This is a genomic window from Citrobacter sp. Marseille-Q3906 (genome assembly GCF_916618775.1).
Classification (GTDB): Bacteria; Pseudomonadota; Gammaproteobacteria; order Enterobacterales; family Enterobacteriaceae; genus Citrobacter; species Citrobacter murliniae.
In genome coordinates this window covers 285,281-311,267 of the sequence record NZ_CAKAKA010000001.1, presented here as the reverse complement: position 1 = coordinate 311,267, position 25,987 = coordinate 285,281, and the positions used below count along the sequence as shown (strand labels likewise).

Genomic DNA, 25,987 nt, shown 5'->3' with positions numbered 1-25,987 from the left:
CATTGAACATGGCTATGGTCCAACCCAAATCTCAAAAAATGCGCCTCTTCGCGACGCACTTAGGCTTGCTGATTTTCATCGCGGCAATTATGTTCCCGCTGCTGATGGTTATCGCGATTTCATTGCGCGAAGGTAACTTTGCTACCGGGAGCCTGATCCCGGAAAATATATCCTGGGAACACTGGCGGCTGGCATTGGGTTTCAGCGTTGAACATGCTGACGGCCGTGTCACACCGCCTCCCTTCCCGGTTCTGTTGTGGCTGTGGAACTCAGTGAAAATCGCCGGAATTACCGCCATCGGCATCGTGGCACTCTCCACTACCTGCGCCTACGCCTTTGCCCGTATGCGCTTTCCGGGTAAAGCCACGTTGCTGAAAGGGATGCTAATTTTCCAGATGTTCCCGGCGGTTCTGTCACTGGTGGCGTTGTATGCCTTGTTTGACCGCCTCGGACAGTACATTCCGTTTATCGGTCTGAACACTCACGGTGGCGTGATCTTCGCCTACCTCGGCGGTATCGCCCTGCATGTATGGACGATTAAAGGCTACTTTGAAACGATTGATGGTTCGCTGGAAGAAGCGGCGGCGCTGGATGGCGCAACACCATGGCAGGCATTCCGTCTGGTGCTATTACCACTTTCGGTACCGATTCTGGCGGTGGTGTTTATTCTGTCGTTTATCGCCGCAATTACTGAAGTTCCGGTCGCTTCACTGCTACTGCGTGATGTGAACAGCTACACCCTGGCGGTAGGTATGCAGCAGTACCTCAATCCACAGAACTATTTGTGGGGCGACTTTGCCGCCGCCGCCGTTCTTTCCGCCATTCCGATCACCCTGGTTTTCCTGCTGGCACAGCGCTGGCTGGTCAACGGTCTGACGGCGGGTGGTGTGAAAGGCTAAGTTTCATCGAAGTACCTGCCCGGCAACGGGCAGTGCAATGCCACTGCAACCCTCAACTTATGTTATCCCAACCTGTGACTGTTTTTCGGCGCTCTACGGAGCGCCATTTTTTTACTCTCGCTTCAGCCGCTTGGAATTACACAGCCACAGCGTAATCACCAACAACAAGATCGCCGCAGAATAGATCAATACATCCATTGGCGCTTTATGATCGACAATGATCAGGCGCACAATCGCAGTGATCCCGATATAGACAAAGTAGCGTAGTGGAAAGTGAAAACCTGACTGAAAGTACTTCACAATCAGTGCGATAAATTCAAAGTAGAGAAAATACACCACCAGCCCTTCCACCAGCTCATACTTGCTGGTTTGTTCCGGCGCGAACAGAACGTCTGCCAGATGCAGCGTCTCTTTCCCAAGAAATACGACCAGAATCAGGCCCAGACTGAGCAGTCCTAGATTCAGGACGGTCTGTAAAATCGTGGAGATAAACTCAACACGTGGACGAGATAGTGACGTCATAACAGCACCTCTTACTCTGTGGCGAAGTTCCTGTATAACGCAAAAATGTGACAGAGATCTATATTTTTTGTTTGTTTTTTATTCAGGGATCGTAAGCACCTTATCTGGCCTGCTGCTTGCCCGATGCGCGTAGCGCCACCGGGCAAACAACGCTCACATCAGCGAAATTTCTCACTCTTGTCGCTGGTCATATCGTACAGACCAAACTTACGTCCAAGCTGCTGGCCTCCGTCACGCGTCAACGGTGTCCAGCCGATCGCCGCACGACTGCGGGTTGGGCCGGTGGAGAAGAGATCCAGCGGCACAGAAACATACACGCCTTTGGTAAAATCCCCTTCCCCGTACTCATCTGGTGATGCATCGGTGATGGTCGCATAGCCGCCCACCACGACACCGCTGTCGAAGCGTTTAGCAATCTCCAGCGTCCCACCTTTATCTCCAGCCAGATACTGCCCGACACTGGCTTTCACCAGCACATCCTGGGCGAACGAAGGATTCCAGTAGGCCGTCAGATGCCCGGTCTTCACGCTGTAGTCGGTGAATTTCATCATGTCCTGCGCACTGCGCCAGTCACGTTGTTTCACGTAGTTGGCGTCAATACCAAACGCCCAATTACCATCCAGCGGGCGGTACAGCACTTCAGCCCCCGCGCCGCCGTACATGGTCTCCAGATAGCCGCCGTAAACCTGTCCGTAAAACCCATGACCAAGAGACTGGAAGTAGTTAGCCTGGAGATTATTCACATACACGTCGTTCTGCACATAGTCACGTACGTGGGTACGAACCCGCGGCAAATGCGAATCCTGCGGCGGATTAGTGTAATTAAACTTGTCGTAGTTATTGGCAAGATTGGCAAACAGACTGCCAGTAGTGAGCAGGTGATCCGTGACCCACAGATCCGCCGTCCCCATAACACCCAACTGATACATATAGAAGTTTTCCGGGCCGCCAACCGACTGATTAAGCACCGGATCGATATGAAAATCGAAGCGTGACTTATCGATATACCAGCCCTGCTCGACAGTTTGTGGAACAACGGGTTCGACGCGGTTTTGCACCAGCGAAGTTTCATGTCCCAACGGTTCCCCTTGCAGATGGTTCTTCAGGCTTGATACATCCATTTCGGTCGTCACCTGCGGTAAATTCAAGCGATTTTCTGTTACGCGGATCGTGCGGATCCCTTCCGGAAGATCGTTCATCACGATCCGATTCGCTCGTTCGATCCCTTCACGAGAGTCACGGTACTTCACCTGTTCGCCGGTGACGTAAAGTGTCTCGCCCTTCACCTGAATCTTCGGATCCGCCAGCCCGGCGTTGTATTTCAGCAACGTTAACTGATTCGCCACTACCGAATGTTGCAGGATGGCATCCTGCGGCTGCGGCTGATATTTCGGTCGGGCATTGTCGTTATAGCTGGGCCGCAGATCGTTGAAGTTGGTACGCAACGTGACCCCAAACATAAAGGTATTGCCGCGTTCGTAGCTGAGGTTAACGTCGGCCCAATCGGTGACGCGGTAAATGGCGCCGACGTTAAACTTACTCTTCTGCTCCAGCTTACCCGCAAAATCCTGCTGGTAATTGTTCCCTTCATACTCCAGTTTCAGACGCAATGGCTGCCAGGGTGTCTGGTATTCCACGCCGCCAAACAACGATGCCGGACCGTGGAACATCTGGCTGCCATCGATAGATCCGGCCTGTTTATAGCTGTTATCGCGATAACAGAATTTATCGCTGTACGAACACAGCGGATTACTCACATTGCCGCTGGTTCCCAGATATCCCCAGCCAAGGCCGAGCGAGAAATCAAAAGGACCCCAGGCTTTATTCGCCACAATGTATTCCGCATCAAACAGGCCAGTCCCGCCGATATCCCGCGCACCAACCGCCACCTGCGGCATCCAGTAACTCTCTTCCCACAGCCGTAATTTGAGGTCGAAAGCCTTATCCTTGTATGTTTGATCGCCAGAAAACGACTCAACACTGCTGTATTTTTTAGTACGCACATCGGTGTAGCGCAGTGTGGTTTCCAGCCAGGGAAAAAGCTGCACAGACGCGGAGTAGTAGCGGTACTGATCGTTATCACGATAGTTGAGGCTCATTTCCCCTTCACGCGCCATCCGTGCGGTCGGGGTTTGCAGCAGCCCCACGCCGCCAAAGTCTGACTGAGAAGGGCCAACAGGCGCCGGGAAAGTTTCACCGTGGCACGCCACGCTTACACCCAGCGCCAATAAGCTGAGCAGATAAGTTTTTCTCATCATTCGGGTATCCGCTGGGTCAGAGTGCGAAGGATGTCGGCATTGATTTCATCCGGGGCTGTACTCCAGACGGCATCGGCGAGTCCGACAAAAAGGGTGCTGCCGGGCATCAGCTCTACGTGGCGTTTGTTCCAGTAAGCGACTGGCGCTTTCTGTGTACGTCCGTCGGGATAGACCACCCACGCATAACTGCGATCGGCACCACTGAGCAAACTTTGCCCATCGAGATAGCTGGCAACATCACGCCCGGCCACAAACGGCTGCTTCCCCGGGCGACTTACCAGCCCAAACAACGTAATTTCTGTTGGCTCTGGCCCGACCCAAAGCGTGTAGTTGCCCTGTAATGGCGGGTTACCGCCGTCACTTACCCGCACAACGTCCGGATCGAGATTAATCCGCTGTCTGCCGGTAACCTTCAGCACCTGCACTTGCTGATGTAACGTGTTGATGGCGGCAGCGGCGTCACCACTTTCCTCTGAACTCAGCGCCGCTAAACGTCCTAACAGCACCTGTTGTTGGCGCTGCGCTGTAATGGTCGCCTGTTCTTCACTGATGATCGCCGCTGGCCACCAGCTATTTGCCAGTTTCGGTTGTCCCACCAGATCGATCAGGTGCTCCACATCGGCCAGCGTTTTCGCCTCCGTGTTGCCTGTCGTCATCACTTTGACAGTGCCTGCTGCAAAAACAGATGACACGCTCAGGCTGACGAGGAGCGCTGTAATAGTCCGTTTCATCATGATTTTGCCGCCTTAATCAGCGTGGTTTTCACCGGGAAGTAATTTGCGCCCAGGTACTGTTTCGACTGACGAATCAGCCCGTCGCTATCGATCCAGTAGCGGTTATGCCAACGGGCCTGATCGGTCGTCACCTCTTCATCCAGCACGCGAACCGAGGTTTCATCGCTGGCAACCCTGATACTGTCAGTGCCATCCCATTTGAAGACCGAGCGGGCGGTGGCGTAGCGCACCTGCTTATGCTCGGTCCAGCCCATCGTACGGCTCCAGGTGACACCATCGACGATCTGGTTTGGCTTGATAAGCGGGTCTGCCGCCAGATTATTCACCTCGATCAGGTTGTCTCCGCCGAGCCATGTTTTCACCAGACGTCCGTGCTGTGTCACGAGAACGGCCTGATCCTGCGTCACCCATTTCTGCTGGTCGTTTTCTGCGAAAGCGAGCACCACAAACAGCTGAGGGCCGTCATTGAGCTGCATATACTGGCTGGCATAGGGCATGTTTTGGATATCATCGTCCGTCATCTGTACGCCAGGTGTACCGAACACGCTATTCCACAGCGAATGTCCCAGCCCCTCAGTTGAGGCAGAACACGCCTGCAGTAACAGGCAAACCAATATGAGCGCTGGTCGCTTCACGACGCTTCTCCGCATTATTGCCGGGTGGCGCTATGCTTACCCGGCAGGCCGATAAGTCCCGCAGGCTTACGGCAATCCAAAATAACCACACCGAAGTGTGGTTATGGTTAAACGTACCGCGATTACTGGGTACTGGTGGTCGTGGTGGTTGTGGTTCCGGTATTAGAGCCATCTCCACCACCGGTTGCCGCCAGGGCGACCCCCACCGCAGAACTTACGGTGCTCACGCTGGTTGCGGAGGAACTTCCTGCCGAAACCGACGCGGCAGCTGACCCTGCAGCCTCCCCCACCTGGACGGGGGCGGCATGGACAGAAGTCGCCGCAAGCGCAGATATAGCCAAAAGGCCATACAGAACTTTTTTCATCACAAATTCCCTTCATTGTATGAATGGAGATTTACCCAAAAGAATTTCGGGCGAGATCGAGTATACACAACCGAAGTATGCGAATTACGGCACGCGGGAATTTAGGATAATTAGAAAAAAGAACGTACTAATAATAACTTTTAATATATAAACAAATATAAATCAGTTAGTTAAAATAATTATATAAAAATACAATATCCGTAAACTCTGAAAATCATCGAGCAAACATTAAAGTAATAAAATTATTTTAGGATTAAGCTCAATTAAATTTTCACATAAGGTTCAAGAGAAAGGGAATTATCTTATAAAAAAAGCCGATAATAATATCGGCTTTTTAATTTCATTATTGCTGCGGTTCAAAGGAAGACGCAGATTAACGCCAGGACTTATAACGGTTAATCAAACCGTTAGTCGAGCAGTCGTGGCTGTTGATTTCTTTATCATCGTTCAGCTCTGGCAGAATGCGGTTTGCCAGTTGTTTGCCCAGCTCCACGCCCCACTGGTCGAAGGTGAAGATGTTGAGGATTGCGCCCTGAGTAAAGATTTTATGCTCATACAGTGCAATCAGCGCGCCCAGACTGAACGGGGTAATTTCACGCAGCAGAATGGAGTTAGTCGGACGGTTGCCTTCAAACACTTTAAACGGCACAACGTGCTCGAGCTGAGCCGGATCTTTACCCTGGTCACGATATTCCTGCTCAACCACTTCGCGAGATTTACCAAACGCCAGCGCTTCAGTCTGAGCGAAGAAGTTGGACAGCAGCTTCGGATGGTGATCCGACAGCGGGTTGTGGGTAATCGCCGGAGCGATAAAGTCACAAGGAACCATTTTGGTGCCCTGATGAATCAACTGATAGAACGCGTGCTGACCGTTAGTGCCCGGCTCACCCCAGATGATTGGGCCAGTCTGGTAATCCACCGCGTTGCCGTTACGGTCAACGTATTTACCGTTGGATTCCATATTGCCCTGCTGGAAGTAGGCCGCGAAACGGTGCATATACTGGTCATACGGCAGGATCGCTTCGGTTTCAGCACCAAAGAAATTGTTGTACCAGATACCGATCAGCGCCAACAGCACCGGCAGGTTTTTCTCTGCAGGCGTGGTGGAGAAATGCTTATCCATTGCGTGCGCACCGGACAGCAGCTCAACGAAATTGTCGTAGCCCACGGACAGGATGATAGACAGGCCGATTGCTGACCACAGGGAATAGCGTCCACCGACCCAGTCCCAGAACTCGAACATGTTGGCGGTATCAATACCGAACTCGCCAACCGCTTTGCCGTTGGTGGACAGTGCCGCGAAGTGTTTGGCAACGTGCTTGTTGTCGCCTGCGGTCGCCAGGAACCAGTCGCGCGCGCTGTGGGCGTTGGTCATGGTTTCCTGAGTAGTGAAGGTTTTAGACGCGACCAGGAACAGCGTGGTTTCCGGGTTCACTTTCTTCAGCACTTCGGCAATATGCGTGCCGTCAACGTTAGACACAAAGTGCATATTCAGGTGATTTTTGTACGGACGCAGCGCTTCGGTCACCATGAACGGGCCAAGGTCAGAGCCGCCGATACCAATGTTCACCACATCAGTGATTGCCTTACCAGTGTAGCCTTTCCAACTGCCGGAGATAATCGCTTCAGAGAAGGATTTCATCTTCTCCAGCACCGCGTTCACTTCCGGCATCACATCTTTGCCGTCAACAATGATTGGCGTATTGCTACGGTTGCGCAGCGCTACGTGCAGCACCGCACGGTCCTCGGTGCGGTTGATCTTTTCACCGGAGAACATGGATTTGATAGCACCTGCGAGATCGGTCTCTTTCGCCAGATCCTGCAGTTTGGCCAACGTCTCTTCAGTGATGCGGTTTTTGGAGAAATCCACCAGCATCAGATCGTCAAACGTCGCGGAAAATTTAGTGAAGCGATCGCTATCTTTCGCGAACAGGTCCGCGATTGTAACGTCTTTCATCTCTTCAAAGTGTTTTTGTAGTGCCTGCCAGGCTGAGGTCTGCGTTGGATTGATGTTTTTCATTAGCAATACTCTTCTGATTTTGAGAATTGTGACTGAGATCGATTGTAACGCCAGTCACAGAAAAGTGTGATTGTTTTAATGCCATTGCACTGGCCTGTATGAATCGAGGATGAAAAGCAGCAAAAGTATAGCTGTTATAAGCGCTGTTACTCATCGCTAACGCAGCATGAAAAATCCGCATAATCCCAGCGTTGACAGTACAGGCTACACATTTTATTTATAAATACGGTATTTGCATTTGCGCCTGCACCGGTTTCCGTTCTGCCTTTGTGCCATGGTCGCTTTTTTCATTCCCTGACACGAGGTCGTTATGACAAATCTAGTTGTCTCCAAGTTTGGCGGTACCAGCGTGGCGGATTTTGACGCCATGAATCGCAGCGCGGATGTGGTACTTTCCGATGCTAACGTCCGTTTAGTGGTACTTTCCGCTTCGGCGGGCATTACCAATCTGCTGGTCGCACTGGCAGAAGGACTGGAGCCAACCGAACGCTTCGAGAAGCTCGATTCCATTCGTCAAATTCAGTTCGATATCCTGGAACGCCTGCGCTATCCGAACGTGATCCGCGAAGAGATAGAACGCCTGCTGGAAAACATCACCACGCTGGCAGAAGCCGCTTCACTGGCCACCTCAACCGCACTGACTGACGAACTGGTCAGCCACGGTGAACTGATGTCTACCCTGCTGTTTGTCGAGATCCTGCGTGAGCGTAACGTGCAGGCGCAGTGGTTTGATGTGCGCAAAGTGATGCGAACCAACGATCGTTTTGGCCGCGCAGAGCCGGATGTTGCGGCGCTGGCTGAACTGGCGACGCTACAGCTGGCCCCGCGTCTGGATGAAGGTCTGGTTATTACCCAGGGTTTTATCGGTAGCGAAAGCAAAGGCCGCACCACCACGCTGGGACGTGGCGGCAGCGACTATACGGCAGCCTTGCTGGCAGAAGCGTTGCACGCAACGCGCGTTGATATCTGGACCGATGTTCCCGGCATCTACACAACCGATCCACGCGTAGTTCCAGCCGCTAAACGTATTGATGAAATCGCCTTTGAAGAGGCTGCTGAGATGGCAACCTTCGGCGCGAAAGTGTTGCATCCGGCGACCCTGTTACCCGCCGTACGTAGCGATATTCCGGTGTTTGTTGGCTCCAGCAAAGATCCAAAAGCGGGCGGCACGCTGGTGTGTAATAAAACCCAGAATCCACCGCTATTTCGCGCACTGGCGCTGCGTCGTAAGCAAACGCTGCTCACGCTGCATAGCCTGAATATGCTGCACTCTCGTGGATTTTTAGCGGAAGTGTTCGGCATTCTGGCACGTCATAATATCTCGGTGGATTTGATTACCACCTCAGAAGTCAGCGTGGCGCTAACCCTGGACACCACAGGTTCCACTTCCACCGGAGATACATTGCTGACACAGACTCTGCTCATGGAACTGTCTGCACTGTGCCGGGTAGAAGTAGAAGAAGGTCTCGCACTGGTGGCGCTGATTGGTAACGACCTGTCTAAAGCCTGTGGCGTGGGTAAAGAGGTGTTTGGCGTGCTGGAGCCGTTCAACATTCGCATGATTTGCTATGGTGCATCCAGCCATAACCTGTGCTTCCTCGTTCCCGGTACTGAAGCTGAGCAGGTTGTGCAGAAGCTGCACCATAATCTGTTTGAGTGACAACGTCCGTAGACCGGATGGCGGTGAATCGTCTTATCCGGCTTACGGTATGGGTGCACGGCCCGACAGGTGTAAACATCATCGGGCCGTACACTCCGTTAACGTTTATAGTTCCTGTCCTTTTATATTCACCAGACCGTGCAGAACCTGGTCCAGTCCACCGAATACCGAGATTTTATCGATACGCTCAGCCACTCTTTCGAGGGTTTCCAGCTCTTTTAAACGCAATGCAACCGGGTTGTTTTCCATAACTTTCGCCGTATTCAACAGCGAACGCGTCGCAGCAGTCTCTTCCCGACGACGAATCACGTTAGCCTGCGCCGATTTCTCAGCTTCAACCAGTTGGGACAATATGGCCTTCATATCTCCCGGCAGCACAATATCTTTTACGCCCAACGAAGCGACCTCGATACCAAACGGCGTCATACGGCTCTTCACCTGCGTACTCACGATTTCGTCGATAATCTGCTTATCTTCCAGCAGTTCATCCAGAGTTCGAGTACCCACCGCTTCACGCAGCGCAAACTGCAGTTCGCGATAGAGATGATCCACCGGTTTGGTGAGCTGACCAAAAGCCTGTAATACGTCGCTATAGCGCCAGTTAGCGGCCATATTCAGACGCAGGTTGACCTTATCTTTGGTCAGGATCTCCTGCCCGCCAACTTCCAGTACCTGCAAGCGGGTATCAACCACTTCGGCTTCAACCAGATGATTCACTTTCCAGTACGCGGTCAGGCCTGGCGATAACAATGCCTGCGTTTCACCGTCAATTTTCAGCACACCAACGTGCCACGCCGGAATCTGTACCGCTAAGATCGCTTCGCGTCCCTTTACCGCACCATTGCGTCGCGGTTGTAACACCGCATTCATAACCTCTGTTGGCACCAGAACCTGACGCGTATCCATGCGTACCAGCTGCAGCGCGTCGTCAGCCCGCCAGTACAAACGGCGTGTCGAGGGCGGCAAAATTTCTTGCAGAATACCGTTGGCATACAGCGCTGCCGCTTCGGTATCGGTTAAATCAGCCGCAAGGCAATACTGATCAACCCATGATGACTGGAAGCGGCGCAGATACTCCGCCAACGCTTCGGGCACTTCACTACCATCCATGTTAACGATCAGCACTTCCGGTGGGTTAAGCCACGGCAAACGGTGTTCGCCTGTTTCCAGCACCTGATAGTAATCCCCCTTACGGGATAAAAGACCTAACTGACCTTTTTTAATTGTGATTTTCTTAGCCATTTTTTATTCCTTAATGAGTGAACCAGGCGCGGGTGCAGAGGCGAAGCGACAGGGGAATTCCCTTTTGCCTGCCACACGGCATCGTTACCGGCAGCCTGTTTTGGGTCCGCTTACTACGCGAAACCCGTTTTTATTTATATGATTAACAACCAGTTTTCATTTGGAGGATGAAATTGGGAATCGAACCCGTTTTGAGTCATCGACTGACGGAACACTCCCGGAAAACAGCATCAGCCGTTCCTGACGTGCCGGCGGGGTTTAACCCCCTGCGCTTTCAGCGTTATTGACGAAGGGGTTATTGCCAGAAGCATGCCAGAAAGATAAATTGCCATGATTATTTTTTATTTTATTGATTTATATGATTTTAATTTTCAATCTTCATTCAGGTGGTTGCCGCGCTCATCGATATTTCTTATCTTTTAATATCTAAACTTATCTATCTGGATAAACCATGAAAAAACGTCGGGTGGTGATTGGTGTTCTTGGAACAGTGCTGGACGATCGCGGCAAGCGGGCGAGCCGCTTTAAGAGATGGCGACCCACGGTGGGCCTCTGTCTGCAGACTGATTTTCCCATCGACAGACTGGAACTGCTCCACCAGCCGCGCGATGAGAGCGTGGCGCAAAGGCTAATCAAAGACGTTACGCAACTTTCCCCGCACACCGAGGTGCGCGCACATGTAGTGACGATTAACGATCCGTGGGATTTTGAGGAGGTCTATGCCGCATTTCTCGACTTCGCGACCCATTACCCCTTTGATACTGAAAACGAAGAGTATCTGGTACACATCACTACCGGGACACATGTGGCGCAGATCTGCTGGTTCCTGCTGACGGAAGCCCGCTACCTGCCCGCCAGCCTGCTGCAAACCAGTCCAGCCCCCAAAGGCTCATCAGAAGACGCTGTCACCGCCGGCGTCTGCTCGGTTATCGATCTGGATTTAAGCCGTTATGCCACGCTGACCAGCCGTTTCCTGCGCGAGCAACAGCAGTCCGTCTCCTTTCTGAAAGCAGGGATAGATACGCGCAACGCTACGTTTAACAAACTGATTGACCGCATTGAGCGCGTTGCGTTGCGATCTACCGATCCTATTTTGCTCACGGGTCCTACCGGCGCGGGTAAATCCTTCCTGGCAAAACGTATTTTTCAGTTACGGCAGTCGCGCCATCTGGTGGCAGGCAAATTGGTGGCGGTAAACTGCGCCACCCTGCGCGGCGACAACGCGATGTCCACGCTGTTTGGTCATGTAAAAGGGGCATTTACGGGCGCACTCACTCCACGTACAGGGCTATTACGGGAAGCCGATGGCGGCGTGTTGTTTCTTGATGAAATAGCCGAACTGGGGCTGGATGAGCAGGCCATGCTGTTAAAAGCCATTGAAGAAAAAACCTTTTTCCCGTTTGGCTCGGATAAAGAGGTTTACAGTGATTTCCAACTGATTGCGGGGACACATCGTGATATGCAGCAATGGGTAGCCGAGGGACGTTTCCGCGAGGATCTCTATGCGCGTATTAATATGTGGCGCTTTGCCCTGCCGGGTCTGGCACAGCGACGGGAAGATATCGCACCGAATGTAGAGTATGAACTACAGCGTTTTTCCGATAAGAAACAGATGCAGATCCGTTTCGACAAAGAGGCACGAGAACGTTATCTGGCGTTTGCCTGTTCATCACAGGCGGAATGGCGCGGCAATTTTCGCGAACTGAGTTCATCCGTTGCCCGAATGGCGACACTGGCCGAACAGGGGCGCATCACGTTATCTCTTGTCGAAGAAGAGATTGTGCTGTTACAGGAGAGCTGGCAGCTAACGACCTCGCAGCCTGAAATCAATATGGAGATCGACCTGTTTGATAAGCGTCAGTTAGAAACGGTCCTCGACGTTTGCCGCCGCAGCGCATCATTGTCCGAAGCTGGACGCGAGCTGTTTGCCGTATCCCGCCAGAAGAAAACCAATCCTAACGATGCAGACCGCCTGCGAAAATATCTGGCCCGTTTTGGGTTGAACTGGGAGAGTGTCCGCAGCGGAACATGAACATAATTTGTTTGAATAAAATTCCTGCACGCGATAAACAATAGCTATGGTCGGGCTCGATCCCGGCCTGTTTATAACAAGCAAACACAACCGACTCTTAATAATTCTGGTGACAGCGACATCGCTGTTGCCTGAAATATGACGAGTAAAGTGCAAGGAAAACAACATGCTCGCCACTCTCACCCGGCTGTTCCCGTTATGGGCGCTGCTACTCTCTGTTATCGCGTATTATACGCCATCCACCTTTACCCCTGTTGGCCCATGGGTCACCACGCTGTTAATGCTGATTATGCTCGGGATGGGCGTACATCTTAAAGTTGATGACTTTAAGCGCGTACTCTCACGTCCTGCACCGGTCGCCGCAGGTATTTTCCTGCACTATCTGGTGATGCCGCTCGCGGCCTGGATTCTGGCACTGGCTTTCCATATGCCACCGGAACTGTCCGCTGGCATGGTACTGGTCGGTAGTGTCGCCAGCGGCACTGCATCCAATGTAATGATCTACCTGGCAAAGGGTGACGTGGCGCTGTCTGTCACTATTTCATCTGTTTCAACGCTGGTAGGCGTCGTCGCCACCCCGCTGCTGACACGACTGTATGTCGATGCGCATATTCAGGTGGATGTGATGGGAATGCTGCTCAGCATTCTACAAATTGTCGTAATCCCAATCGCTCTGGGTCTGGTCATTCACCATCTGTTCCCACGGGTAGTCAAAGCCGTGGAGCCGTATCTACCTGCTTTCTCAATGGTGTGCATTCTGGCGATCATCAGCGCAGTCGTGGCGGGTTCCGCGTCACACATCGCATCCGTCGGCTTTGTGGTGATTATCGCCGTGGTTTTGCACAACACTATCGGTCTGCTCGGTGGTTACTGGGGCGGAAAACTATTTGGCTTCGATGAATCCACCTGCCGCACGCTGGCGATCGAGGTGGGAATGCAGAACTCAGGACTTGCTGCCGCGCTGGGAAAAATCTACTTCGGCCCGCTGGCCGCGCTTCCAGGCGCACTGTTCTCTGTCTGGCATAACCTTTCCGGCTCACTGCTGGCAGGCTACTGGTCCGGTAAACCAATTGATGAGAAACACCATCAGGCGGTGAAGGAAAACTAAAAAAGTGCCGGGAGGCGCAAGCTTACCCGGCCTATATGCTATCAGACAGCCCGAGATTACCGTACACTGAGCTAACAGGCTAACTGAGGGCAACCGTATGGCACTCCCCCGCATTACCCAAAAAGAGATGACCGAGCGCGAACAGCGTGAGCTGAAAACGCTGCTTGACCGCGCCCGCATTGCACATGGCCGCCTGCTGACCAACGCAGAGACCAACAGTATTAAGAAGGAATACATCGATAAGCTGATGGTTCAGCGCGAAGCAGAGGCAAAAAAAGCCCGCCAGTTGAAGAAAAAGCAGGCTTATAAACCAGATGCGGAAGCATCGTTTTCCTGGTCAGCGAATACGCCAACGCGCGGCAGACGTTAACGTCCTTTCTTCTTACGCCCCGGCGAGGTAAAACGTTTACCGTTTGCAGCCGGGCGCGCTTTCTCTTTCTCAGCGGATTTTTCGATCTTCACGACCGGGCGCTTAATACCTGCCGTTTTTGGCTTCGCTTTCGCCTTCGGTTTCGCTTCTGAAGAAGAGTTTTCAATCAATTTGAACAGTTCGATCAGTTCATCATCCGTCAGATCACGCCATTCCCCCAGCGGTAAGCCGGAGAGACCGACGTTCATGATACGCGTACGTTCAAGCTTCGTGACTTCATAGCCAAAGTGTTCGCACATACGACGGATCTGGCGATTTAGCCCCTGAACAAGCGTGATGCGAAAAACAAACGGCGCCTCTTTCCGGACCTTACATTTTTTGGTGACAGTGCCAAGAATAGGCACACCAGCCCCCATTCCACGAATGAACTCGTCCGTGACCGGCTTATCAACCGTCACCAGATACTCTTTTTCGTGATCGTTACCGGCACGCAGGATCTTATTGACCAGGTCGCCATGGTTGGTCAGAAAAATCAGCCCCTGAGAGTCTTTATCCAGGCGGCCAATCGGGAACACGCGCTTACTGTGGTTCACAAAATCAACAATGTTGTCGCGTTCGCTGTCTTCGGTAGTGCTCACGATCCCCACCGGCTTATTCAGCGCGATAAAAACCAGATCTTCCGCTTCACGCGGCTCAATCAACCGACCATTCACTTTGACGACGTCGCCAGGCATCACCTGATCGCCAATGGTGGCGCGTTTGCCATTAATGAAGACATTCCCTTGTTCGATAAAGCGATCCGCCTCGCGACGCGAGCAGATTCCGCTTTCACTGATGTATTTATTTAATCGGATGGATGAGTCGGGCAGCATAAGTTCTCCTTTGGCAGAGAAATATACCCTACCTTGCGGGCGATAAAAAATAATCGTGTTCGAATGCCCAAGCGCTATATGTGATCAATCACACCTTTCTACACAAAAGTGTCAGCAATCCGCGCCTGCAATTTTGTTGGGCGAAAATAAACAGAATCAACGCATTACAGCAACAAGCACATTTGTGCCAGCAACGCGCTATCAGCACATCAAATGTGCAACATAATCAGCCAGTTCATGGCGATGAAATAAGTGAAAATAGCTTTGAGATGTGGAACGGATGGGGTTATATCAGATCAAGAAGTCAATTTCGTGATTTGCACAAATGTGCAGGAGCCCAAAGATGGCGACGGAAAACAGCGATGATATCCGCCTGATCGTAAAAATAGCGCAGCTTTATTACGAACAGGATATGACACAAGCGCAAATCGCCCGGGAGCTGGGAATCTATCGCACCACGATCAGCCGCTTGCTAAAGCGTGGTCGCGAGCAAGGCATCGTCACCATCGCCATTAATTACGACTACAACGAGAACCTGTGGCTGGAACAGCAGCTAAAACAGAAATTTGGCCTGAAAGAAGCGGTCGTGGTCTCCTGCGATAGCGAACACGAAGATGAACAGCTCAAGATGATGGGCGTGCACGGCGCGCAGTTACTGGAACGCTTGCTGGACCCTGGCGATATTATCGGTTTCTCATGGGGGCGCGCGGTAAGGGGACTGGTTGAAGGATTATCCCCCGCCAGCCAGTCACGTCAGCTTATCTGCGTGCCTATCATCGGCGGGCCGTCCGGCAAACTTGAAAGTCGCTACCACGTCAACACGCTGACTTACAGCGCAGCGGCAAAGCTCAAGGGTGAATCTCACCTGGCAGATTTCCCGGCGCTTCTGGAAAATCCGCTGATCCGTAACGGGATTATGCAGTCACGACATTTTAAATCGATTTCCGCCTACTGGGATAATCTGGATGTCGCGCTGGTGGGAATTGGTTCCCCGGCGATACGAGATGGTGCTAACTGGCATGCATTTTACGGCAGCGAAGAGAGTGATGACCTGCATGCCCGTCAGGTTGCCGGGGACATTTGTTCACGCTTTTATGATATCAACGGTGTAACGGTAGAGACCAATATGAGTGAAAAGACGCTCTCCATCGAAACCAATAAATTAAAGCAGGCGCGTTACTCCATCGGCATCGCCATGGGGGAAGAAAAACTGAGCGGTATTCTCGGTGCTTTACGCGGAAATTATATTAACGGTTTAGTCACTAACAGCCATACTGCTGAATTATTGTTGAAATAAATATATTCAAATTGATCCTGACGTAATTAATTTTATGAGGGATCCCCTTATCTGAAATTGGGAGTCTATTATGCAAACGTGGTTAAATCTGCAAGATAAAGTTATTATTGTTACCGGTGGCGCATCCGGAATTGGCCTGGCCATTGTTGAAGAATTATTAGCACAAGGCGCTAATGTGCAAATGGCAGATATTCATGGCGGAGAAGGTAAATATGAAAGCCATAGCGGATATCACTTCTGGCCAACGGATATTTCCAGCGCCAAAGAAGTTAATCATACTGTTGCTGAAATTATTCAACGCTACGGACGTATTGACGGACTGGTGAATAATGCAGGGGTTAATTTCCCACGCCTGCTTGTCGATGAAAAAGCACCCGCCGGACAATATGAACTCAACGAAGCTGCTTTTGAAAAAATGGTCAACATCAACCAGAAAGGTGTGTTCTTAATGTCGCAAGCAGTGGCACGCCAGATGGTGAAACAGCATGACGGCGTAATTGTGAATGTCTCTTCCGAAAGCGGACTGGAAGGCTCAGAGGGTCAAAGTTGCTATGCCGCCACCAAAGCCGCACTGAATAGCTTTACCCGTTCCTGGTCAAAGGAATTGGGCAAACACGGTATTCGTGTAGTCGGAATTGCACCTGGCATTCTGGAAAAAACCGGACTGCGCACCCCCGAGTATGAAGAAGCGCTGGCCTGGACCCGCAACATCACCGTCGAGCAGTTGCGCGAGGGCTATACCAAAAACTCAATTCCTATTGGCCGTTCGGGACGCCTGAGCGAAGTTGCTGATTTTGTTTGTTATCTTCTGTCAGAACGCGCCAGCTATATTACCGGAGTAACCACTAACATTGCGGGCGGAAAAACGCGCGGCTAAGGAGATTTTATGGTCAATGCAATCTTCTGCGCCCACGGCAAACTGGCCTGCGCCATGCTGGAATCGGTGCAGATGGTCTACGGCGATGCCAACGTGGAAGCGGTGGAATTTGTCCCCGGTGAAAACGCCAGTGACATCGTGGTAAAACTGGAAAAGTTAGTGAGCGCCCACACTAGCGATGAGTGGCTGATAGCCGTCGATTTACAGTGTGGCAGCCCCTGGAATGCCGCCGCCACACTGGCGATGCGTAACCCGGCAATACGGGTCATTAGTGGGTTGTCACTGCCGTTGGCGCTGGAACTGGTGGACAACCAGAGCAGTATGAACGTGGATGAACTGTGTGAACACCTGACGAGCATTGCGCTACAAACTTGCGTCGTCTGGAAGCCACTGGAAACGATCGATGAGGATTTCTGATGAACATTACCCTTGCTCGTATTGATGACCGCCTGATCCACGGTCAGGTCACCACCGTCTGGTCGAAGGTGGCGAATGCCCAACGGATTATTATCTGTAACGATGACGTCTATAACGATGAAGTACGCCGGACATTATTGCGCCAGGCTGCCCCGCCAGGGATGAAAGTTAACGTAGTCAATATCGAAAAGGCGGTCGCGGTATATCACAATCCGCAATATAAAGACGAAACCGTATTTTATTTATTTACCCGCCCACAGGATGCCTTGGCAATGGTAAAACAAGGCGTGCAAATCGCCACCTTAAATATTGGTGGCATGGCCTGGCGACCGGGTAAAAAACAATTAACCAAAGCGGTCTCGCTAGATGATGATGATATTAATGCGTTCCGTGAGTTGGATCAATTAGGCGTCATTCTGGATTTACGCGTCGTGGCTTCCGACCCATCGATTAGTATTCTCGAAAAAATAAAAGAACAATCTTTCGCTGAATAAATATACACAAAATCATTCAAGTTGCATCAAGGCTGAAAATGAGTGAATCCCGATGAGCTCACTCTGGCAAGTGATTCGGGTGAACGAACGTAGCCAACGCCGAGGCAGCCTGAAGGATGCCATGTATAAAAGCGCCTGTGTATTAAGGCTGTAACAGGCAGGGATGATCACACTCTGAAGGTGCCATATTATGGAAATAAGTACCCTACAAATTATCGCCATATTTCTATTTTCCTGTATTGCCGGAATGGGCAGCGTGCTGGATGAATTCCAGACCCACCGCCCGCTCATCGCCTGTACCGTTATTGGCTTAATTCTTGGTGATTTAAAAACCGGGATTATGCTCGGCGGCACGCTGGAGCTGATCGCGCTCGGCTGGATGAACGTTGGTGCAGCGCAGTCCCCCGATTCGGCACTCGCCAGTATTATTTCCGCCATTCTGGTGATCGTCGGCCAGCAGAGCATCGCAACCGGTATCGCGATTGCGCTTCCCGTAGCTGCCGCAGGCCAGGTGCTCACCGTCTTTGCCCGTACTATCACCGTGGTGTTCCAGCACGCGGCAGATAAAGCAGCGGAAGACGCGCGCTTTCGTACCATCGATATCCTTCACGTCTCCGCGCTGGGTGTGCAGGCGCTACGCGTCGCTATTCCGGCGTTGATTGTTTCGCTGTTTGTTAGCGCCGACATGGTCAGCAATATGCTGAATGCTATCCCGGAATTCGTCACTCGCGGCCTGCAGATTGCTGGTGGCTTTATCGTGGTGGTCGGTTACGCCATGGTGCTGCGCATGATGGGCGTGAAGTATTTGATGCCGTTCTTCTTCCTCGGCTTTATCGCCGGGGGCTATCTCGACCTGAGCCTGCTGGCCTTTGGCGGTGTGGGCGTAATTATCGCGCTGGTTTATATCCAGTTGAACCCGCAATGGCGTAAAGCCGAACCGCAGGCGCAAGCCACCACATCTACCGCCCTTGACCAACTTGACGACTAACGGAGCCCATCATGGAACAGAAAAAACTGACCAAATCGGACCTGTTTAGCATGTTTGTTCGCTCCAACCTGCAACAGGCATCATTCAACTTTGAACGTATTCATGGGCTGGGTTTTTGCTACGACATGATCCCCGCCATTAAACGCCTGTATCCACTGAAGGAGGATCAGGTCGCGGCGCTTAAGCGTCATCTGGTGTTCTTCAACACCACTCCGGCGGTGTGCGGACCGGTGATCGGCGTCACCGCCGCAATGGAAGAAGCACGCGCCAACGGTGCAGAAATTGACGATGGTGCGATCAATGGCATCAAAGTCGGCCTGATGGGTCCGCTTGCCGGCGTCGGCGACCCGCTGGTCTGGGGCACGTTACGGCCGATTACCGCCGCGCTCGGTGCATCTTTAGCGCTCTCCGGTAACATTCTCGGTCCGTTATTGTTCTTCTTTATTTTCAACGCGGTGCGTCTGGCGATGAAGTGGTACGGCTTACAGCTTGGCTTTCGTAAAGGAGTCAACATCGTCAGCGATATGGGCGGCAATCTGCTGCAAAAACTAACCGAAGGCGCATCGATTCTCGGCCTGTTTGTGATGGGGGTTCTGGTCACCAAATGGACCAGCATCAACGTACCGCTGGTGGTATCGCAAACGCCTGGCGCAGACGGTACCACTGTCACCATGACCGTACAAAACATTCTCGATCAGCTTTGCCCTGGCCTGCTGGCGCTGGGGCTGACACTGCTGATGGTGCGGCTGCTTAACAAGAAAATTAATCCGGTATGGCTGATCTTTGCCCTGTTTGGTTTGGGGATTATCGGTCATGCGCTGGGCTTCCTGTCCTGATTATTCGCCCCGGTCTCTACCGGGGCACCTTCAAATAACTATTCCCAGAAGATACAGGGAAAGAGGTGGTATATATGTTAACGACAGCTTTACGCCTTTATGGCAAACGCGATCTGCGCCTGGAAACTTTCGATCTTCCGGAAATGCAGGACGATGAAATTCTGGCTTCGGTCGTCACCGACAGCCTGTGCCTCTCTTCCTGGAAAGAAGCGAATCAGGGCGAGAACCACAAAAAAGTACCGGACGATGTGGCCATCAACCCGATCATCATCGGCCACGAGTTTTGCGGCGATATTCTCGCCGTGGGGAAAAAATGGCAGCATAAGTTTCAACCCGGCCAGCGCTATGTGATTCAGGCTAACCTGCAACTCCCGGATCGCCCGGACTGCCCCGGCTACTCCTTTCCCTGGGTTGGCGGTGAGGCGACGCGCGTTGTCATTCCCAATGAAGTAATGGAGCAGGACTGCCTGCTCGCCTACGAAGGAGAGACCTATTTTGAAGGCTCCCTGGTTGAACCACTGTCCTGCGTGATTGGCGCATTCAACGCCAACTATCACCTGCAGGAAGGCACCTATAACCACAAGATGGGCATTCGTCCGCAGGGGCGCACGCTAATCCTCGGCGGCACGGGTCCAATGGGGTTGCTGGCGATTGATTATGCGTTGCACGGCCCGGTTAATCCGGCGCTGCTGGTGGTAACCGATACCAACAAAGACAAACTAAGCTACGCCCGCAAACACTATCCGTCGGAGCCACAAACACAGATCCACTATCTTCACGCCCAGGAAGCGTCTTATGACACGCTGATGGCGCTGAGCGGCGGTCACGGATTTGACGACATCTTTGTGTTTGTGCCGAACGAGCAACTGGTCACGCTGGCCTCTTCCCTGCTGGCAGCCGATGGCTGTATGAACTTCTTTGCCGGTCCGCAGGATAAGCAGTTCACCGCGCCGATTAACTTCTACGATGTCCACTACGCTTTCACCCATTACGTCGGGACGTCTGGCGGTAATACTGACGATATGCGCGCGGCAGTAAAACTGATTGAAGAGAAAAAAGTACAGGCTGCAAAAGTGGTGACGCACATTCTCGGGCTGAATGCGGCAGGTGAAACAACGCTGGAGCTTCCGGCTGTAGGCGGCGGAAAAAAACTGGTGTACACCGGCAAAGCGTTGCCATTAACCGCGCTGACGCAGATAGACGATCCGGCTTTGCGCGATATCCTGGAACGCCATCATGGGATCTGGTCACAGGAAGCCGAGCAATACGTATTGGCGCACGCCAGGGAGATTTAACATGATTAATCGCAACACCCAGCTGTGTATGTCGCTTGCCGGTCGGCCCGGCAACTTCGGCACGCGATTTCATAACTATCTGTATGAAAAGTTGGGGTTAAACTTTATCTACAAAGCCTTCAGCACTCAGGATATCGAGGCTGCGGTGAAAGGCGTGCGAGCGTTAGGTATTCGCGGCTGCGCGATATCGATGCCGTTTAAAGAGAGCTGCATGCCGTTTCTGGATGTCATCGATCCCTCTGCGCAAGCTATTGATTCCGTGAACACTATCGTCAACGACAACGGTACGCTAACGGGTTTTAACACCGACTATATTGCAGTAAAAAGCCTGATTGCCAGCCACCAGCTTGATAACGGCGCTCGCGTCATGATTCGCGGCAGCGGTGGGATGGGCAAGGCGGTCATCGCCGCGTTTCGCGATGCCGGTTTTCACGATGTGCTCGTTGCTGCCCGCAACCGGGAAAGCGGCCCGGTGCTTGCAAGACAGTACGGTTTTCAATGGCAGCCACAGCCGGAAGGGATTGCCTGTGACATTCTGGTCAACGTCACCCCCGTCGGTATGGCCGGAGGTAAAGAAAGCGATGAACTGGCGTACAGCAAAGTGATGGTCGCTAACGCCCACGTGGTGTTTGATGTCGTCGCCCTGCCACCAGAAACGCCGGTGATAAAACTGGCGCAGCAGTTGGGTAAAAAGACTATCAGCGGTGCAGAAGTGATTGCCTTACAGGCCGTGGAGCAGTTCGCCATGTACACCGGCATGCGCCCGGACGACGCACTGATTGCCGAAGCTGCTGAATTTGCGCAAGCGGGGTAAGAGAGCAGGAGTAGAGCGCCGGGGATGGGCGCTCTTATTTGTCTTTGCCACTACGCAATTCGAGGCATAGCGAACAGTTGCTGATCCGCTTTCGCTTCTAACTCAGCCAGTGCAGGAATCAATTGGCTGATGTTCATCAGGCTGTGCCCAACTGGCAAACGCTCTCATTGGACATACGTTCCTGTTTTTCACCCACCATTGTCAGCAGGCTTTCACCCATAACATTCAGCGTGTGATACAGACCGGCCAGCGTCTCTTCGCAGCCAAATGACAGTGCCAGGTTTTCTTCAGTGGAGAGTTGACTACAGTCGAGATGGCGAAAGGCCTCAGCGAGTGGAAAGTGGAATAGATCAGCTTCAGGCAGGAGAGAAAAAGACGCCGAACGGGCGTTAGTGGTACGATTAGCATCAGCCATAGCATTACCTCGTATAATGTTGTGGTTAAACGCCCTGATCGTGTTGCTGCACTTTCGGGGCGTTGTCATTTTTAATGTGTGAGAGTAATGTGTCATCACACATGCTCACACCACTCTTGTGTAATTAAGGTGTCAATACACATGAATGAAAGAAGAGGCAATCCCCCGTTTCAATTCCGTCTGGATCCAGAACTGCGAAAAGCAATGGAAGAAGCACAAAAACAGGACGGCGATGAATCGCTTGCTGCCTGGATTAAACGTATTATCAGGAAAGAGCTGAAGCAAAAAGGGATTGAGGTTTAAGGGGATTTATGTCGGTTGGCTGAAAGTCCGCTGAGAGCGAAAAGCGGTCGTCACATCCAGCGTAAGAGCGTAAAAAAACCGCTGTGAGGCGGTTTAGCTGTCTAGTTAGGAAGTTGCACTTGCGAGTCGTGCTGCAAATCCAATGAAGAACATACCTACCAGTGCGTTCCCAATGGTTGATAATCTACGGTTGCCTTTCAGACGGCTTAGCAGATAAGAGCCGCAGAAAACGAGAAAGCCGAAATAAACTAGAGTAATCGCGAACATTACCGCAGCAAGAATGATAAATGCCATCCAGGAATGTTCAGCCTGAACATTGATGAACTGGGCGAAGAAAGAGATATAGAACAGCAGCGTCTTTGGATTCAGTAATGTAACCAGCATTCCGCGCCCGATGATCCCTTTAGCATCCGCTGAAGATTTCTTTTCCTGAGTCATTTCGACAGCTGGCTTAAAAATAGAGCGTATCGTCTGGACACCGAGATAGAAAAGATAGGCAGCACCTGCGTATTTGATGGCGTTAAACAAGGCTGGAGTTGAGCTTATGACCGCGGCCAGCCCACACCATGCCAGCAGAACCAGAAGTACGTCACTCATGAGAATGGAAAATATTGCAGCAAAGCCTCGTTTGATACCGCTCGTAATGCTTGTTTTTATCACGAACATGGTTTCAGGGCCAGGAGCAAGGACTATCAGTGTCGCACCAAGCAGATACGTCCAGAAATTCACGATACCAAAATCAGCAAACATTATTACTCCAACTCTATCGTTTTCAACGAGGCTATTCTAACGTAACCGGCCATAATGAAAACACATCATGGCTACTTTCAATTCAGCCAATGTCTGCTCCTGGCACACAGCTGCCTCCCCTCTCCACCGTTATCGTTTCTCGTATCAATCGCAGCATCCTGAAAAATTACGCATTATTGCGAGGCGCTTTCCACAACCTCATCTCCAACATCGTGAGCCATATCAGTAAGGTGTTACACTGACGGTGGTAGCATTACTGTGGTTTGTAATTTACTGATTATCTGGAGAAATGATGGAACTGCTTTTATTGAGTAACTCGACACTGCCAGGCAAAGGCTGGATGGAACACGCGCTGCCACTGATCGCTGAGCAGTTGAACGGTCGCCGCTCTGCGGTGTTTATTCCGTTTGCTGGTGTCACGCAAACCTGGGACGACTATACAGCGAAAACGGCAGCCATCTTTGCGCCAATGGGCGTCGATGTCACAGGCATTCATACCGTTGCCGATCCGGTCGCAGCCATTGAGAACGCTGAAGTGGTGATTGTCGGCGGAGGTAACACTTTCCAGTTGCTGAAAGAGAGCCGTGAGCGTGGCTTGTTGGCACCAATTGTTGACGTGGTCAAACGCGGCGCGCTGTACATCGGCTGGAGTGCGGGTGCGAACCTCGCCTGCCAGACTATCCGTACCACGAATGACATGCCAATTGTCGATCCAAAAGGTTTTGACGCCCTGGGTCTGTTCCCACTACAAATCAACCCGCACTTCACCAACGCGCTGCCGGAAGGCCACAAAGGCGAAACGCGTGAACAGCGTATTCGCGAGCTGCTGGTTGTCGCACCGGAACTGACAGTGATTGGTTTGCCGGAGGGGAACTGGATCAAAGTAAGTAACGATAAAGCCATTCTTGGCGGCCCGAACACCACTTACGTATTCAAAGCGGGTGAAGAAGCGGTAGCCCTTGAAGCAGGTCACTGCTTTTAATTAACGCCTGATGGCGCTACGCAGTCCGGTAGGCTGGAAGCACAGCGTCATCAGGTATCACCGTCAGTTAATGATCATCCCGCTCATCGTCTTCATCCGGCTGTTCCAGCACGCTGTAGGCAACAGAACAGAACAATGAGTTCAGACGCTGCATGTCGCCAAGTAATGCAAGATGCAGTGAACTGGTCTCGATACTCTGGACGTTCTGCTGATGCAGTCGATCGACGTGCGCATGCGAGTAACGACGGTTAAGAATGCGAAAACGGTGTTTGCTGCGACGCAGACGACGGGCACTGGTCACATCACCGGAGAAGAACACTGACATAGCCAGTTGCAGGTTGCTTAGTAACTGATCGTAGAGCGCATCCAGTTCTTTCAACCCTTCCAGAGAAAATGCCCGACGCGCGGCCAGCGACTTATCGGCAATTTCACTGCCCATTCGTTCAACAATATCGGAAGCCTGTTCCAGGTTGAGCGACATTTCGATAATCTCCGCCCAGCGCCGGGACTCCTCTTCCGCCAGCTCATCTTTTGGCATCCGCGCCAGATAGAGTTTGATCGCCGTGTACAACACGTTGATGTCGTCGGCCATCTTGCGCAACTCTTTTTCTTCGCGCGGCTCGCCGTGCATTACCTTTTTCAGACCCTCCATCATCTGCTCCATTGCATCACCAATACGCAGGGCTTCACGGGCAGCATTGGCCAACGCCAGCGTCGGCGTATCCAGCGCGCTGACATCCAGATGCTTGGGTTTCAGATGGGCGTCTAATTCGGGTTCATCACGGATAATACGTTTGCAAAAGCGCGCCATCGGCTCGGCAAACGGCACCATCGCTACGCAGCGCACCAGGTTGTAGAAGACGTGAAAATAGATCACTAATTCAGATTTCGGCAGTGGCAGTTCATCCATCAGATTGGCCAGCGGATGAACGAACGGCAGAATAATCAGGCTGCCCACCAGCTTAAACAGCAGACTGCCAAGCGCCACACGGCGTGCTGCTGCATTGGCTGCGCTATTGTTCAGCATCGCCAGTAAACCGGAGCCCAGGTTCGCGCCAATCACCAGACACAAGGCGACCGGGAACGAGATAATACCCGCTGCGGTCAACGTTGCCGTCAGCAGAACCGCCGCCAGGCTGGAGTAGCTGATAATCGCGAACATTGCGCCAATCAGCGCATCAAGCATGATATCGCCGGTTAGCGAGGCGAAAATAACCTGCACTCCATTTGCCTGAGTGATCGGTGTCACCGCCTGCACAATCAGCTCCAGCGCCAGTAAGATCAGCCCCAGCCCGATGCCTACGCGCCCCAACTGTCCGACGCGGGACTGCTTACGCCCCAGAAAGAAGATCACACCAATAAAAATCAGCAGTGGCGACAGCCAGGAGAGATCAAAAGTCAGGATACGCGCCATCAGCGCGGTCCCCACATCGGCACCAAGCACAATGACCAGCGCAGGCGTGAGCGCCACCAGATCCTGGGCGACAAACGACGTCACCAGCATAGTGGTCGCGTTACTGCTTTGCACCAGTGCAGTGACGCCAATCCCCGCGCAAAAGGCGAGCGGCTTCTTTTCAACACTTCGGCTAAGCACAGTGCGTAAACGGGCACCAAAGACACGCATCACACCAGTACGCACAATGTGAGTGCCCCAAACCAGCATAGCGACAGCAGAAAGCAGGTGTAGCAGAGTTAACACGGAATCAGGTTCTCCTTATATTTATATGTTCCTGAACTCATGCCTACAATGCGCACAAGTTCCCTTCAGTATAAGGGTTTAAATGTAATAAAGAGACAGGGCA

The 25,987-nt window shown here is 52.1% G+C and carries 26 protein-coding genes; 15 read left to right on the top strand and 11 right to left on the bottom strand.

From position 1 onward, the window contains the following. Positions 1 to 8 precede the first annotated feature (8 nt). The gene (gene malG, locus LG384_RS01450) at positions 9 to 899 is read left to right on the top strand and encodes a maltose ABC transporter permease MalG (RefSeq protein ID WP_045438481.1); all 891 of its coding nucleotides are present in this window, start codon (positions 9 to 11) and stop codon (positions 897 to 899) included. Between the two features lie 111 nt (positions 900 to 1,010). Here malG and psiE read toward each other — a convergent pair whose 3' ends face one another. The 6 genes from psiE to pgi all read right to left on the bottom strand — a co-directional run bounded on the left by psiE (position 1,011) and on the right by pgi (position 7,433). Further along, complete coding sequence (gene psiE / locus LG384_RS01445) at positions 1,011 to 1,421, bottom strand: phosphate-starvation-inducible protein PsiE (protein ID WP_003031674.1); 411 nt, start codon at positions 1,419 to 1,421, stop codon at positions 1,011 to 1,013. Positions 1,422 to 1,579: 158 nt separating this feature from the next. Continuing rightward, entirely contained in the window at positions 1,580 to 3,676 is a 2,097-nt protein-coding gene (locus LG384_RS01440) for a YjbH domain-containing protein (RefSeq protein ID WP_225760488.1), read from the bottom strand. Next, positions 3,676 to 4,413 carry a capsule biosynthesis GfcC family protein gene (locus LG384_RS01435; protein ID WP_048222463.1) on the bottom strand — a complete coding sequence of 246 codons (738 nt, stop codon included), beginning with the start codon at positions 4,411 to 4,413 and terminating at the stop codon, positions 3,676 to 3,678. The genes LG384_RS01440 and LG384_RS01435 overlap by 1 nt, the downstream gene beginning before the upstream one ends. Beyond that, on the bottom strand, positions 4,410 to 5,048 hold the full coding sequence (locus LG384_RS01430; RefSeq protein WP_200012931.1) for a YjbF family lipoprotein: 639 nt from the start codon (positions 5,046 to 5,048) through the stop codon (positions 4,410 to 4,412). Before LG384_RS01430 ends, LG384_RS01435 begins: the two co-directional genes overlap by 4 nt. 122 nt (positions 5,049 to 5,170) lie before the next feature. After that, a complete protein-coding gene (yjbE, locus tag LG384_RS01425) occupies positions 5,171 to 5,413 on the bottom strand; it encodes an exopolysaccharide production protein YjbE (RefSeq protein WP_045438470.1) in 243 nt (80 codons plus the stop codon). 373 nt (positions 5,414 to 5,786) lie between these two features. Beyond that, positions 5,787 to 7,433, bottom strand: coding sequence for a glucose-6-phosphate isomerase (gene pgi / locus LG384_RS01420; RefSeq protein WP_045438468.1), 1,647 nt, complete (start codon positions 7,431 to 7,433; stop codon positions 5,787 to 5,789). Between the two features lie 310 nt (positions 7,434 to 7,743). On the opposite strand from pgi, the gene lysC reads away from it, so the two are divergent. Continuing rightward, on the top strand, positions 7,744 to 9,093 hold the full coding sequence (gene lysC, locus LG384_RS01415) for a lysine-sensitive aspartokinase 3 (protein ID WP_200012932.1): 1,350 nt from the start codon (positions 7,744 to 7,746) through the stop codon (positions 9,091 to 9,093). 105 nt (positions 9,094 to 9,198) lie between these two features. On the opposite strand, the gene LG384_RS01410 is transcribed toward lysC, so the two are convergent. Further along, positions 9,199 to 10,335, bottom strand: coding sequence for a slipin family protein (locus tag LG384_RS01410; protein ID WP_225760359.1), 1,137 nt, complete (start codon positions 10,333 to 10,335; stop codon positions 9,199 to 9,201). A gap of 451 nt (positions 10,336 to 10,786) precedes the next feature. On the opposite strand from LG384_RS01410, the gene rtcR reads away from it, so the two are divergent. The 3 genes from rtcR (at position 10,787) to LG384_RS01395 (ending at position 13,845) form a co-directional block, all read left to right on the top strand. Continuing rightward, on the top strand, positions 10,787 to 12,367 hold the full coding sequence (rtcR, locus tag LG384_RS01405; RefSeq protein ID WP_225760358.1) for an RNA repair transcriptional activator RtcR: 1,581 nt from the start codon (positions 10,787 to 10,789) through the stop codon (positions 12,365 to 12,367). A gap of 166 nt (positions 12,368 to 12,533) precedes the next feature. Then, on the top strand, positions 12,534 to 13,475 hold the full coding sequence (gene panS, locus LG384_RS01400) for a ketopantoate/pantoate/pantothenate transporter PanS (RefSeq protein ID WP_200012934.1): 942 nt from the start codon (positions 12,534 to 12,536) through the stop codon (positions 13,473 to 13,475). Between the two features lie 97 nt (positions 13,476 to 13,572). Continuing rightward, positions 13,573 to 13,845, top strand: a complete 273-nt coding sequence (locus LG384_RS01395) for a DUF3811 domain-containing protein (RefSeq protein ID WP_045438461.1) — start codon at positions 13,573 to 13,575, stop codon at positions 13,843 to 13,845. On the opposite strand, the gene rluF is transcribed toward LG384_RS01395, so the two are convergent. Beyond that, the gene (rluF, locus tag LG384_RS01390) at positions 13,842 to 14,717 is read right to left on the bottom strand and encodes a 23S rRNA pseudouridine(2604) synthase RluF (protein ID WP_045438459.1); all 876 of its coding nucleotides are present in this window, start codon (positions 14,715 to 14,717) and stop codon (positions 13,842 to 13,844) included. The genes LG384_RS01395 and rluF overlap by 4 nt on opposite strands. A gap of 343 nt (positions 14,718 to 15,060) precedes the next feature. Here rluF and LG384_RS01385 point away from each other — a divergent pair, with 343 nt between their 5' ends. The 8 genes from LG384_RS01385 (at position 15,061) to LG384_RS01350 (ending at position 21,735) form a co-directional block, all read left to right on the top strand. Then, entirely contained in the window at positions 15,061 to 16,014 is a 954-nt protein-coding gene (locus LG384_RS01385) for a sugar-binding transcriptional regulator (RefSeq protein ID WP_225760357.1), read from the top strand. A 70-nt stretch (positions 16,015 to 16,084) separates the two neighbouring features. Further along, positions 16,085 to 16,891 (top strand): SDR family oxidoreductase, encoded by an 807-nt coding sequence (locus LG384_RS01380; protein ID WP_200012938.1) that lies wholly within the window; start codon positions 16,085 to 16,087, stop codon positions 16,889 to 16,891. A 9-nt stretch (positions 16,892 to 16,900) separates the two neighbouring features. Continuing rightward, the gene (locus tag LG384_RS01375) at positions 16,901 to 17,308 is read left to right on the top strand and encodes a mannose/fructose/sorbose PTS transporter subunit IIA (RefSeq protein ID WP_045438451.1); all 408 of its coding nucleotides are present in this window, start codon (positions 16,901 to 16,903) and stop codon (positions 17,306 to 17,308) included. Next, a complete protein-coding gene (locus LG384_RS01370) occupies positions 17,308 to 17,802 on the top strand; it encodes a mannose/fructose/sorbose PTS transporter subunit IIB (RefSeq protein ID WP_225760356.1) in 495 nt (164 codons plus the stop codon). Before LG384_RS01375 ends, LG384_RS01370 begins: the two co-directional genes overlap by 1 nt. Positions 17,803 to 17,992: 190 nt before the next feature. Next, complete coding sequence (locus LG384_RS01365; protein ID WP_045438446.1) at positions 17,993 to 18,790, top strand: PTS mannose/fructose/sorbose transporter subunit IIC; 798 nt, start codon at positions 17,993 to 17,995, stop codon at positions 18,788 to 18,790. An 11-nt stretch (positions 18,791 to 18,801) separates the two neighbouring features. Beyond that, complete coding sequence (locus LG384_RS01360) at positions 18,802 to 19,626, top strand: PTS system mannose/fructose/sorbose family transporter subunit IID (RefSeq protein ID WP_048222488.1); 825 nt, start codon at positions 18,802 to 18,804, stop codon at positions 19,624 to 19,626. 74 nt (positions 19,627 to 19,700) lie between these two features. Next, entirely contained in the window at positions 19,701 to 20,921 is a 1,221-nt protein-coding gene (gene sorE / locus LG384_RS01355) for an L-sorbose 1-phosphate reductase (protein WP_045438442.1), read from the top strand. A gap of 1 nt (position 20,922) precedes the next feature. Next, positions 20,923 to 21,735, top strand: a complete 813-nt coding sequence (locus LG384_RS01350; RefSeq protein WP_225760355.1) for a shikimate 5-dehydrogenase — start codon at positions 20,923 to 20,925, stop codon at positions 21,733 to 21,735. Positions 21,736 to 21,871: 136 nt separating this feature from the next. Here LG384_RS01350 and LG384_RS01345 read toward each other — a convergent pair whose 3' ends face one another. Continuing rightward, positions 21,872 to 22,150, bottom strand: a complete 279-nt coding sequence (locus tag LG384_RS01345; protein WP_225760354.1) for a hypothetical protein — start codon at positions 22,148 to 22,150, stop codon at positions 21,872 to 21,874. 141 nt (positions 22,151 to 22,291) lie between these two features. On the opposite strand from LG384_RS01345, the gene LG384_RS01340 reads away from it, so the two are divergent. Further along, positions 22,292 to 22,453, top strand: coding sequence for a phage protein (locus tag LG384_RS01340; protein ID WP_048222496.1), 162 nt, complete (start codon positions 22,292 to 22,294; stop codon positions 22,451 to 22,453). Between the two features lie 105 nt (positions 22,454 to 22,558). Here LG384_RS01340 and leuE read toward each other — a convergent pair whose 3' ends face one another. Next, the gene (gene leuE / locus LG384_RS01335; RefSeq protein ID WP_200013359.1) at positions 22,559 to 23,203 is read right to left on the bottom strand and encodes a leucine efflux protein LeuE; all 645 of its coding nucleotides are present in this window, start codon (positions 23,201 to 23,203) and stop codon (positions 22,559 to 22,561) included. A gap of 292 nt (positions 23,204 to 23,495) precedes the next feature. Here leuE and pepE point away from each other — a divergent pair, with 292 nt between their 5' ends. Continuing rightward, positions 23,496 to 24,185: a dipeptidase PepE gene (gene pepE, locus LG384_RS01330; RefSeq protein ID WP_200013360.1), complete on the top strand. Its 690-nt coding sequence runs from the start codon at positions 23,496 to 23,498 to the stop codon at positions 24,183 to 24,185. Between the two features lie 67 nt (positions 24,186 to 24,252). Here pepE and LG384_RS01325 read toward each other — a convergent pair whose 3' ends face one another. Beyond that, positions 24,253 to 25,884, bottom strand: coding sequence for a Na/Pi cotransporter family protein (locus tag LG384_RS01325; protein WP_045438428.1), 1,632 nt, complete (start codon positions 25,882 to 25,884; stop codon positions 24,253 to 24,255). Positions 25,885 to 25,987 lie beyond the last annotated feature (103 nt).